At 71.2% G+C, this 9,874-nt stretch carries 7 protein-coding genes and 1 pseudogene; all 8 read left to right on the top strand.

Annotated features, from left to right (window positions below):
- Positions 1-53: 53 nt before the first annotated feature.
- Positions 54-965 (top strand): annotated as a pseudogene (locus tag ABZ749_RS20025) (glycerophosphodiester phosphodiesterase); the annotation flags it as partial.
- Positions 966-1,557: 592 nt separating this feature from the next.
- On the top strand, positions 1,558-2,757 hold the full coding sequence (locus tag ABZ749_RS20020) for a substrate-binding domain-containing protein (RefSeq protein ID WP_112699098.1): 1,200 nt from the start codon (positions 1,558-1,560) through the stop codon (positions 2,755-2,757).
- Positions 2,758-2,759: 2 nt separating this feature from the next.
- A complete protein-coding gene (locus tag ABZ749_RS20015) occupies positions 2,760-3,503 on the top strand; it encodes an ABC transporter ATP-binding protein (protein ID WP_357229837.1) in 744 nt (247 codons plus the stop codon).
- A 58-nt stretch (positions 3,504-3,561) separates the two neighbouring features.
- Positions 3,562-4,287 carry an ABC transporter ATP-binding protein gene (locus tag ABZ749_RS20010; RefSeq protein WP_357229835.1) on the top strand — a complete coding sequence of 242 codons (726 nt, stop codon included), beginning with the start codon at positions 3,562-3,564 and terminating at the stop codon, positions 4,285-4,287.
- Positions 4,287-5,177, top strand: a complete 891-nt coding sequence (locus ABZ749_RS20005; protein ID WP_091402581.1) for a branched-chain amino acid ABC transporter permease — start codon at positions 4,287-4,289, stop codon at positions 5,175-5,177. Before ABZ749_RS20010 ends, ABZ749_RS20005 begins: the two co-directional genes overlap by 1 nt.
- Complete coding sequence (locus tag ABZ749_RS20000) at positions 5,174-6,277, top strand: branched-chain amino acid ABC transporter permease (protein ID WP_357229833.1); 1,104 nt, start codon at positions 5,174-5,176, stop codon at positions 6,275-6,277. Before ABZ749_RS20005 ends, ABZ749_RS20000 begins: the two co-directional genes overlap by 4 nt.
- 113 nt (positions 6,278-6,390) lie before the next feature.
- Positions 6,391-8,514: a DEAD/DEAH box helicase gene (locus ABZ749_RS19995; protein ID WP_357229831.1), complete on the top strand. Its 2,124-nt coding sequence runs from the start codon at positions 6,391-6,393 to the stop codon at positions 8,512-8,514.
- Positions 8,515-8,814: 300 nt separating this feature from the next.
- A complete protein-coding gene (locus tag ABZ749_RS19990) occupies positions 8,815-9,741 on the top strand; it encodes a hypothetical protein (RefSeq protein WP_357229829.1) in 927 nt (308 codons plus the stop codon).
- Positions 9,742-9,874 lie beyond the last annotated feature (133 nt).

The raw sequence follows: 9,874 nt of genomic DNA, 5'->3' as shown, positions 1-9,874 counted from the left end.
GGTGAAGTTCCTGACCGTCCAGTGGCTCGACCACTACGTCAAGGGCGGGTGCCGACTACATCGAGCCGGACCTGGTCTCCACCTCCGACGGCGTGCTGGTCGCCCGGCACGAGAACGAGATCTCCGGCACCACCGACGTGTCGACCCGCGCGGAGTTCGCGGCCCGTAGGACGACGAAGACCATCGACGGTGTCGCGGTGACCGGGTGGTTCACCGAGGACTTCACCCTCGCCGAGCTGAAGACGCTGCGGGCCAAGGAGCGACTGCCGCAGGTACGCGTGGCGAACACCGCCTTCGACGGCCGCTTCGAGGTGCCCACCCTCCAGGAAGTCATCGACCTGGCCCGGACCGAGGGGCGGGCACGGGGCCGCACCATCGGCATCTACCCGGAGACCAAGCACCCGAGCTACTTCGCGTCGATCAAGCTGCCGTTGGAGGAGCCGCTGCTGCGGGTGCTGCGGCAGAACAAGCTGGACCGGAAGAACTCGCCGGTCTTCATCCAGTCGTTCGAGACGGCCAACCTGCGACGCCTGAGCCGACTCACCGACGTGAAGCTGGTCCAACTGCTCGACGCGACCGGCCGCCCGTACGACTTCACCGTCGCCGGCGACGCCCGCACCTACCAGGATCTGGTCACGCCGGCCGGGCTGAAGTGGATCGCCGGGTACGCCGACGGCATCGGAGCGAACAAGAACCTGATCGTTCCCCGGAACGTTGCCGGCGCCCTGCTCGCCCCCACCAACGTCGTACGCGACGCGCACCGGGAGCGCCTGCTCGTGCACTCCTGGACGTTCCGGGCCGAGAACCAGTTCCTCCCGGCGGACTTCCGGATCGGCGCCGACCCGAACGCGCGCGGCGACATCACCGCCGAGTACGAGCTCTTCCTCGGCTTGGGCCTCGACGGGGTCTTCAGCGACCACCCGGACACCGCAGTCGCCGCCCTGGCCGGCCGCGCCGCGCGCTGACCCACTCCGCGCCCCCTGGGAGTCCCCGCCGAGCTGACCTCGGCCCGGAGCTGATCCGCTCCGAGTCGACGACCGGGCCGACACGCCCGGCCCACGCGCTGGCCCGTCGTCCGCCACCCGGACGACGGGCCAGCCCTGTGCCCGCCCGCCTGAAGGTGCCCCCGGGGTGCGGGCATCACGCGTGGAGAAGGGGCTCCTGGTCGGTCACCGTAGGTGGAGCGAGAAGATCGCGCCGATCATGCGGTTTCGGTTGTCGACATGGGTGGAATGCGGCTTGTGTCGGGACAGGAAGTGCAAGATCGCGGAGCAGGGGCAGCGCGGGGCGGTGCGGGGCGGGGCGGTGCGGTGCGGGGCGGCGCGGCTGACCGAACCGGGGCGAATGGCGCGGGGCGACACACGGTTCGGTTGGTCCGTGGGGGTTCGGGCCATCGAGGGCATGAGCTCCCGGCTGGTAATGCGGCCCGTTGTAACCTCCGGCCACCTCAATCCTGTTACTTGTGTGTTTCCGCCACATAGCTCGTGGGTGACGTCACTTCTAGCGTGAGCCGTCACGAAGAAGTTCTCTCCCTCTGAGTCCTCATGTGGAGTCGCAATGACGGTCCGGACGACGCGGCGGGCGTTCCTCTCCGCCGCCACGATGATGGCCGCGGCGCTGGCCGCCACGGCCTGTGGCAGCCCGCAGGACACCGCCACCGGCGGCGGCGACAGTGCCGCGCCGGTCAAGGTCGGCCTGGTGTACTCCCAGTCGGGAGCCCTGGCCAGTTACGGAAAGCAGTACATCGAGGGGTTCAAGGCGGGGCTGGACTTCGCCACCCAGGGCACCGGCAAGGTCGGTGACCGGAAGATCGAGCTGACCGAGGTCGACGACGCCGGCGATCCGGCCAAGGCGGTCTCCGCGGCGAAGGACCTGATCGGCAAGGGCACGAAGATCATCGCCGGCTCCACCGCCTCCGGTGTGGCGCTCCAGGTGGCGCCGATCGCGGCGCAGAACAAGGTGCTGTTCATCTCCGGTCCGGCCGCCACGGACGCGGTGACCGGCGCGAACAAGTACACCTTCCGCTCCGGTCGGCAGTCGTACCAGGACGTGGTGACCGCCAAGTCGTTCATCGGCGACCCCACCGGCAAGAAGGTGGTGGTCTTCGCCCAGGACGGCGCGTTCGGTGACGCCAACGAGGCCGCCGTCAAGGCTGTCATCGGCAGCGCGGGCGCGACGGTGAGCAGCGTCCGGGCCCCGGCCAGTGCCACCGAGTTCACCCCGTTCGCCAGTCAGATCAAGGCCGCCAAGCCGGACCTGCTCTTCGTGGCGTGGGCGGGCACGACCGCCCCGGCCATGTGGCAGACCCTCGACCAACAGGGCGTCCTCTCGTCCACCACTGTCGTCACCGGCCTGGACATCCGCGCCTCGTGGCCGACCTTCGGTGCCGCCGGCGCGAAGATCTCCTTCCTGTCGCACTACTTCGACGGTGCCAGCGACACCGAGGCCAGCAAGGCGCTGAAGGCAAAGGTCAACACCATCGACCTGTTCCACCCGGACGGCTTCGCCGCCGCGCAGATGGTGGTCCGCGCCGCGCAGGAGGGTGGGGACGACGTCGACAAGATGGTCACCGCTCTGGAGGGCTGGAGCTTCGACGGGGTCAAGGGCAAGATGACCATCCGGGCCGCCGACCACGCGCTGCTCCAGCCGATGTTCCAGGCCAAGCTGACCGGCAGCGGCACCGCGTTCACGGCGACCGCGCAGAAGAGCCTCACCGGTGACGAGACCGCGCCGCCGGCCGTGGCCATGAAGGGCTGACCATGCTCGCCACCCGCGGTCTGACCTGGCGGATCGGTGAGGTCGCCATCGTCGACAGCGTCTACCTCGACCTGGCTCCCGGGGAGTTCCTGGGCGTCATCGGGCCGAACGGCGCCGGTAAGACCTCACTGTTCAACCTGATCACCGGCCTGCGCCGGGCCACTGAGGGCCGGGTCGTCCTGGACGGGCAGGACATCGGGGAGCTCCCGCCGCACCGGCGGGCCCGCCTCGGTCTGGGCCGTACCTTCCAGGCGTCCTCGGTCTTCGGCTCGCTGAGCGTGCGGGAGAACGTCCGGCTCGCCGTACAGGCGCACCGCGGGGGCTCAATGGCGTTGTGGCGGCGGGCGGCGGCCGACCGGGAGGTCGCCGTCGCCGCCGACGCGGCGCTCGACCGGGTCGGCCTCGCCCACCGGGGTACGGCCCTCGCCGGCACCCTGGCCCACGGCGAGAAGCGCAAGCTGGAGATCGCCCTGCTGCTCGCCGGTGAACCGCGGGTGATGCTGCTGGACGAGCCGATGGCCGGGGTCAGCGCCGAGGACGTGCCGGAGCTGGTCGCCGTCATCAAGTCGTTGACCGGCGACAGCGGCCGGGCGGTGCTGATGGTCGAACACCACATGGACGTCATCCTGGAACTGGCCGACCGCATCGCCGTCATGCACCACGGTGCGCTGCTGGCCTGCGACACCCCGGAGACGGTGATGGCCAACCCCACAGTGCAAGAGGCCTATCTGGGGGAGTCGCTGTGAGCGCGAGGAGTGAGCCGGGTTTGCGAGCCCCGCAGTCGCGAACGGAGGCATCTCAGTGATGGAACCGATCCTCAGTGTGGAGGACCTGTCGGTCCGGATCTCCGGGCTGCACATCCTCCAGGGGGTGTCCTTCACTGTCGCCCCGACCGGCGTGACAGTGCTGCTCGGTCGCAACGGCGTCGGCAAGACCACCACGCTGCGCGCGATCGTCGGCCTCACCCCGCCGGCCGGGGAGGTCCGCGGCACCATCCGGATGGGCGCGCAGAGTCTGCTGGCCCGGCCGACGCACCGGCTGGTCCGCGGTGGGCTCGGCTACGTGCCCGAGGACCGCTGCGTGTTCGCCGGGCTCACCGTCGCGGAGAACCTGCGGCTCGCCGAGCGGCGCGGCACCACCCCGGCGTACGACAAGGTCTTCGCGCTCTTTCCGGAGCTGGACCGACGCGGACGGCAACGGGCCGGTTCGCTGTCCGGCGGGCAGCAGCAGATGCTCGCCATCGGTCGGGTGCTGCTCAACGACAACCGGCTGCTGCTCGTCGACGAGCCGACCAAGGGGTTGGCGCCGAAGGTGGTGACCGAGGTGGCCGAGGTGTTGGAACGGGTCGCGGAGTCGGTGCCGGTGCTGCTGGTCGAGCAGAACCTCGCCGTCGTACGCCGACTGGCCCGCGACGCGGTCGTGCTGGCCGCCGGCAAGGTGGCCTGGACCGGCGACGCCCACGAGTTGCTGTTGGAGACCGCGTTGACGAAGTCACTGCTCGGTGTCGGCTCGGCGGAGGTGTCGCACTGATGGGCACCGTGATTCTGTTGGCGCTGACCGGGCTCGGGCTGGCGGCGCTGTACTTCCTGGTCGCGTCCGGCCTGTCCCTGGTCTTCGGCCTGGCCGACGTGCTCAACTTCGCGCACGGGCTGTTCCTCGGCGTCGGCGCGTACGGCACCTGGTGGGCGGCGGGCAACCTGCCGGGCGCCGGCCCGGACGGGTTCGGCTTCGTGTTCGCTGTGGCCTTCGGGGTGGCCGCCGGCACGCTGGTCGCGATCCTGGTCGAGCTGGTGCTGATCCGCCCGCTGTACTCCCGCACCATCGAGCAGGTGCTGGTCACCGTCGGGCTGTCGCTGGCCGGGGTGGCGCTGCTCCAGGCCACCTGGGGTGCGGACGCCCGTCCGTTCCCGCGTCCGGACTGGACCCGGCAGGTGACCGGGATCTTCGGCGCGCAGGTGCCCAACGGTGGCCTGCTGCTGATCATCGCGGCGGTGCTGGTGCTCGGCGCGATCCTGGCGTTCCTGCGGTGGACCCGGTACGGCCTGGTGATCCGGGCCGGCGTGGAGAACCGGGAGATGGTGACCGCGCTGGGCATCGACGTCCGCAAGGCGTTCACGCTGGTCTTCGCGATCGGTGGGGCGGCCGCGGCGCTCGCCGGCGCGCTCGGCGGGGTCTACTTCGGCACCGTCTCGCCCGGGCAGGGCGGCTCGCTGCTGATCTTCGCGTTCATCGTGGTGGTGATCGGCGGGATGGGCTCGGTCGTCGGCTCCGCGTACGCGGCGGTCGTGGTCGGGCTGGTGCAGCAGTTCGTCAACTACTACGGCACGTCCGGGCTGGGCGACATCTGCGTGGTCGGGCTGCTGGCCGTGGTGCTGCTGCTGCGCCCGCAGGGCATCGCCGGAAAGGTGGCAACGGCATGACGGTGATCGACGCTCCTCCCGCGCAGGTGCCCGACGAGTTGACCCCGCAGCGGGGGCGGTGGCACCGGGTGCGCCCGTTCCTGCCGCTGGTAGCGCTTGTCGTGCTGGCGATCCTGCCGTACTCGACGATCTCCCTACCGGGGATCTTCGAGGGGCCGGTCAACTCACCCGGCACCCTGCAGATTCTCGCCATCTGCCTGATCTTCGGCGGGCTGGCGGCCGGGTACGACCTGCTCTTCGGCCGGACCGGGATGCTCTCCTTCGGGCACGCGCTGTACTTCGCCGCCGGTGTCTACGGCACCGACATCCTGGTCACCAGGGCCGGTCTGCCGCTGTGGCAGGCGGCGCTGCTGACCATCACCGGCGGCACCATCCTCGCCGCGCTGCTCGGCGCTGTGGCGCTGCGTACCGTGGGCATCGCGTTCGCCATGGTCACGTTGGCCTTCGCCCAGGTGGGCGCGATCCTGGTGGCCCGGGACTTCGGCGGGCTCACCGGTGGCGAGGAGGGCCTGCCGCTGGACGTGTCAGGGCTGCCCGCCGGGCTGGTCGGGGTGACGAACACTGTCAACCTGTACTGGTTGGCGCTGGCGTACCTGACGCTGGTGGTCTTCGTGGTGCACCGGGTGAGCGGCTCACCGACCGGTCGGGTGCTCGCCGGGCTGCGTGACGACGAGCGGCGGATCGGCGTGCTCGGGTTGGACCCGTACCGCTACAAGCTGGTGGCGTTCACCCTGGCCGGCGGGTTGGCGTCGGCGGGCGGGGTGGTCTACGTCCTGATCGTCGGCGGCGCGTCGCCGCACATCACGTCCTCCGAGCTGACCCTGTCGCTGCTGGTCATGGTGGTGCTCGGCGGGCCGGGCACCCGGTGGGGTCCGGTGCTCGGTGGTGTCCTCTACATGTACCTGGACCACCGGCTCACCGCCTTCGGCACGAGCGACGCGGTGGACAACCTGCCGGCCGTCCTCAGCCGTCCGCTGAGCCAGCCGCTGTTCGTCCTGGGCACTGTCTTCATTTTGGCCGTCTACTTCTTCCCAGGCGGCCTGACCAGTCTGGCCCCCCGCCTGTCCCACCTGACCCGAGCCCTCCGCCCCCGCCGATAACCCCGGGCTGATCTACCCGTTGATCAAGAGGTTTGCGTCAGATTCCGACCGGATGGTGACGCAAACCTCTTGATCAACAGGGGTATGACGGACGGCGCTGGTAGAAATGCCGGGTGAAGACAGCAGAGCGGGCAGCGGTACGCGAGCGGGCCGAGGCGGTGCTGCGCCGGCTGGCCGGCGACCACGCCCGGCTGCGCGAGGATCAGTGGCGCGCCATCGAGGCGCTGGTCGTCGACCGGCGGCGGGTGCTCTGCGTCCAGCGCACCGGTTGGGGCAAGTCGGCTGTCTACTTCGTGGCCACCGCCCTGCTGCGGGAGCGGGGGGAGCACGGCCCGACAGTCATCGTCTCGCCGCTGCTGGCGTTGATGCGCAACCAGGTCGAGGCCGCCGCGCGGGCCGGCATCCGGGCCCGCACGATCAACTCGGCGAACCTCGACGAGTGGGACGAGATCACCGCCGAGATCCAGACCGGCGCTGTGGACGTGCTGCTGATCAGCCCGGAACGCCTCAACAACCCGGATTTCCGCGACGGCGTCCTGCCGAAGTTGGCCGCCACCACCGGCCTGCTGGTGGTCGACGAGGCGCACTGCGTCTCCGACTGGGGGCACGACTTCCGGCCGGACTACCGGCGGCTGCGGACGTTCCTCGCCGAGCTGCCCGAACGCACCCCCGTGCTGGCAACCACCGCCACCGCCAATGCCCGGGTCACCCAGGACGTCGCCGAGCAGCTGGGCGACGCCCTCATCCTGCGCGGCACCCTGGACCGCGAGTCGCTGCGCCTCGGGGTGCTCGACCTGCCCAGCCCGGCGCACCGGCTGGCCTGGCTCGCCGACCACCTGGACCAGCTGCCCGGCTCGGGCATCGTCTACACGCTCACAGTGGCCGCAGCCGGGGAGACCGCCGAGTTCCTGCGCTCCCGGGGCTACCCGGTCGCCTCGTACAGCGGGCAGTCCGACGACGCCGACCGGCGCGCCGCCGAACAGGACCTGCTCGACAACAAGATCAAGGCGTTGGTCGCCACCAGCGCCCTCGGCATGGGCTTCGACAAGCCTGACCTGGGCTTCGTCGTCCACCTCGGCGCGCCACCCTCGCCGATCGCGTACTACCAGCAGGTCGGCCGCGCGGGCCGCGCCGTCGAGCACGCCGAGGTGCTGCTGCTGCCCGGCGTCGAGGACGCAGCGATCTGGCGCTACTTCGCCTCGCTGGCGTTCCCACCGGAGCAGCAGGTCCGGGCCGTGCTGGCCGCCCTGCACACCGACCGCCCGCTCTCCACGCAGGCCCTCGAACCCCTCGTCGACCTGCGCCGGGCCCGGCTGGAGCTGATGCTCAAGGTGCTCGACGTGGATGGCGCGGTCCGCCGGGTGCGCGGTGGTTGGCTCGCCACCGGCGAGCCGTGGGTCTACGACGAGGCCCGGTTGCGCCGCGTCGCCGAGGCGCGCACCGTCGAGCAACAGGCCATGCGGGAGTACGCGACGACGTCCGACTGCCGGATGCGGTATCTACGGGAACGCCTGGACGACACCGAGGCGGTCGACTGCGGCCGATGCGACAGGTGCGCCGACCCACTCTTCGCCGCGGACGTGTCGACAGCAGCGCTCACCGCCGCGCAGACCTTCCTGGGTCGACCCGGCGTGGAGATCGCTCCGAAGAAGCTCTGGCCGACTGGGCTCGACGCGGTGGGCGTACCCCTCAAGGGCCGGATCGCCCCCGCGGAGCAGGCACTGCCGGGCCGGGCCGTCGGGCGCCTCTCCGACCTGGGCTGGGGTAGCCGGCTGCGTGCCCTCGTCGGACCGGAAGCGCCGGACGCGCCGGTGCCCGACGACGTCGCCGGCGCGGTCGTGGAGGTGCTGAAGGCGTGGGCGCACGGCGACAACCCGTGGCCTCGTCGGCCGGTGGCGGTGGTAGCTGTCGGTTCCCGGCGGCGGCCCCGGCTGCTCGGCTCGCTGGCCGAGCGGATCGCCACAGTGGGCCGGCTTCCGCTGCTCGGCGAGGTCACCGCAGCCGGCCCCGACGGCCCGGCCGGGCCGCGCGGCAACAGCGCCCAACGGGTACGCGCGCTGCACGACGCCTTCACCGTGCCGGCCGACCTGGCCGACGCCCTGGCCGAGCTGGACGGCCCGGTGCTGCTCGTCGACGATCTGATCGACTCGGGCTGGACGATGACGCTGGTGGCCCGGGCCCTGCGTCGGGCCGGCGCGACCGACGTGCTCCCGCTCGCCCTCGCCGTGGCCGGCTGACCCGCTCCCCGCAGGTGGTCGGGAGGCCGGTTTCCCTCGGCGATGTTCGGGTCTGCGTCGTGGTCCGTGCCTGTTCGGGGCGTTGCCCGGCGCTGCGGCGCGATCTGCGCCGGCCGGGGTGGGAAAGTTCCCGGGCGGTGTCGAGTGCGACGGTCGCCACGCTGTCCGGGCGTCGGCCTGACCCGGCCGGGCGCGACGGTACCGTGGTCGGCATGACCGACCAGCAGCCCTTCACCCGTGCGCGGACCATTGCGGGCAGGATCGCTGGCGGCGAGGCCGGTCAGGCGCTGGGCGTCGGTCGTGGCTGACCAGGGCCCCGTCGAGCCGGACCGGAGCACCCTCCGGCTGGCGCTGGTGGTCGGCGGGCTGGTGCTGGCGGTGCTGCTCGGCTTCGGCCTCGGCCGACTGAACGCCAACGGTGCTGTCACCGGCAGCCCGTCGTTGGCCGCCGAGCACACCGACCCACCGGGCGTCGCGCCGCACAACCACGGCAGTGCCACGGCCACCGATCAGGGCGCGGCCGTCGAGCCGGGCGGTCTGGCGGTCAGCTCGGCCGGGTTCACCCTGGTGCCCCTGGCCACCGAGTTCGTGGCGGGTCGCCCGGGTCAGCTCCGCTTCCAGGTGCGCGACGCGCAGCGCCGGCCGATCAGCCGGTTCGCCATCGTGCACGACAAGCCGATGCACCTCATCGTCGTCCGGCGGGACCTGACCGGTTACCAGCACCTGCACCCGACCATGGCGGCGGACGGCACCTGGTCGGTGCCGTTGACCCTCGCGCAGCCCGGCCTCTGGCGCGTGTACGCCGATTTCACGGTGGTCGCCGACAACGGCGCGCAGACCGCTGTGACCCTCGGCGCGGACCTGGTGGCCCCCGGCGACTACCGACCCCGTCCACTGCCGGGGCCGGCCACATCGACGACCGTGGACGGCTTCACCGTCGGCTACCAGGGCACCGCGCAGGCCGGGGCGACAGTGCCGCTGACCTTCCGGGTGGATGGTGCTGGTGGCGCAACCCAGTTGGAGCGGTACCTCGGGGCGTACGGGCACCTGGTGGCGTTGCGCGAGGGCGACCTCGGCTATCTGCACGTGCACCCGGAGACCGAGTTGGTGGACGGTCAGATCAAGTTCTGGTTGACCACCCCTGGTCCGGGCCGCTACCGCCTCTACCTCGACTTCCAGGTGAACGCGGAAGTCCGAACGGCCGAGTTCACCCTGACCGTCCCCTAGCCCGGCTCCCCGACCACTGTCCCGTTGATCATGAAGTTATTGCCCTTCGCCTCGGCGTGTCGTGGCAATAACTTCATGAATCTCGTCGGTCAGATCGCCGAGTCCAGCAGCTTCGTGCCGAGCGAGCCTGACA

Origin of the sequence: Micromonospora sp. NPDC047753 (assembly GCF_040642735.1) — a bacterium.
In the GTDB taxonomy this organism is placed as follows: Bacteria; Actinomycetota; Actinomycetes; order Mycobacteriales; family Micromonosporaceae; genus Micromonospora.
This window is presented reverse-complemented; position numbering and strand designations above follow the sequence as displayed.

Excerpts from the sequence above, each read along its gene's own strand:
- ABZ749_RS20020 (WP_112699098.1), top strand. The coding sequence starts at position 1,558 with ATGACGGTCCGGACGACGCGGCGGGCGTTCCTCTCCGCCGCCACGATG.
- ABZ749_RS20015 (WP_357229837.1), top strand. The coding sequence starts at position 2,760 with ATGCTCGCCACCCGCGGTCTGACCTGGCGGATCGGTGAGGTCGCCATC.
- ABZ749_RS20010 (WP_357229835.1), top strand. The coding sequence starts at position 3,562 with ATGGAACCGATCCTCAGTGTGGAGGACCTGTCGGTCCGGATCTCCGGG.
- ABZ749_RS20005 (WP_091402581.1), top strand. The coding sequence starts at position 4,287 with ATGGGCACCGTGATTCTGTTGGCGCTGACCGGGCTCGGGCTGGCGGCG.
- ABZ749_RS20000 (WP_357229833.1), top strand. The coding sequence starts at position 5,174 with ATGACGGTGATCGACGCTCCTCCCGCGCAGGTGCCCGACGAGTTGACC.